1 protein-coding gene is annotated in these 1,362 nt (G+C 77.5%); it reads right to left on the bottom strand.

The genetic code is table 11. From position 1 onward, the window contains the following. The coding region (locus ABZW03_RS40925; protein ID WP_355269972.1) for a condensation domain-containing protein at window positions 1-1,362 on the bottom strand (1,362 nt) is incomplete at both ends.

Raw genomic sequence — 1,362 nt, forward strand, 5'->3', positions numbered from 1 at the left:
GGCCAGCCCACCAACGCGGTCTACGGCTTCGCGTCGATGCTCGCCAACACCGTCCGCAACGAGCAGCCCACCCACCTCGCCGTCGAGCAGCAACGGGTCGGGGCTGGTCGACGGGCAGCCGCGGCGGGACGACGCCGGCCAGCTGCCGCCGCCAGTAGGCGAGGTGTTCCTCCGCGGGGGCCCCGGCGGTGCGCTGCCAGTGGGCGTAGTCCACGTACTGCACCGGAAGCGGCGCCAACTCGTCTTCCGTGGAGCCGAGTTCGGCGCGGTAGAGGTGGGCCAGGTCGGCCAGCAGGACGCCGGTGGACCAGCCGTCGGTGACCATGTGGTGCAGGGTCAGCGCGAGCACGTGGTCGCCCTCGGCCAGCCGGACCAGGGTGGCGCGCAGCAGCGGCCCGCGGCGCAGGTCGAAGGGGCGGGCGCGGTCGGCGGTGAGCAGCTCGCGCAGGGCCCGCGGCCGCTCGTCGGCCGGCCGTCCGGAGAGGTCGTGCAGCGGCAGCGGGACGACGTGCGGCGGGTGGACGAGCTGGACGCCGTGGCCGTCGACGCTGTCGAAGGTGGTGCGCAGCGACTCGTGCCGGGCGGTCAGGGCGTCCAGCGCCGCGCCGAGGGCGCCGGGGTCGAGGGTGCCGCGCAGCCGCAGCGCGAGCGCGACGTTCTCGGCGACGCCGGGGGTGAACTCCTCCAGGAACCAGAGGCGTTGCTGGGCGTGGGACATCGGGGCCGGGCCGGTCCGGGGCACCGGGACGACCGGCGGGCGGGCCGGGTCGGCGGCCGCCTCGGTGAGCAGCCGGGCCAGCCCGGCCGGGGTCGGGTGGTCGAAGACCGCGCGGGGGCCGAGGTCGGTGCCGAAGGCCTCGGTCAGCCGGGCGGCGAGCCGGATGCTGAGGATGGAGTCGCCGCCCAGCTCGAAGAAGCCGTCGTCCATGCCGGGCGGGCGGATGCCGAGCACCTCGGCGAAGAGCTCGGCGGTGCGGTGCTCGGCCGCGGTGCGCGGTTCGACCCGGGCGCGCCGCCCGCCGCCGGGCCCCTGCTCGGGCGCGGGGAGGGCGGAGCGGTCGACCTTGCCGTTGCGGCTGAGCGGGAGCGCGGCGAGCGGGACGACGGCCGACGGGACGAGGTAGTCGGGCAGCGTCCGGGCGGCGAAGGCCCGCAGCTCCTCGGGGTCGACGGCGCCGACCGGGTAGGCGACCAGCCGGCGGGCGCCGGGGCGGTCCTCCCGGACGACCACGGCGACGTCGGAGACCCGCGGGTGGGCGGCGAGCGCGGCCTCCACCTCGGCGGGCTCGACCCGGAAGCCGCGGATCTTCTGCACCTCGGCCATCTGGTCGGCGGCCTCGGTACGCCCCCGGCGGGCGAGCT

The organism is Kitasatospora sp. NPDC004799 (genome assembly GCF_040609095.1).
Classification (GTDB): domain Bacteria; phylum Actinomycetota; class Actinomycetes; order Streptomycetales; family Streptomycetaceae; genus Kitasatospora.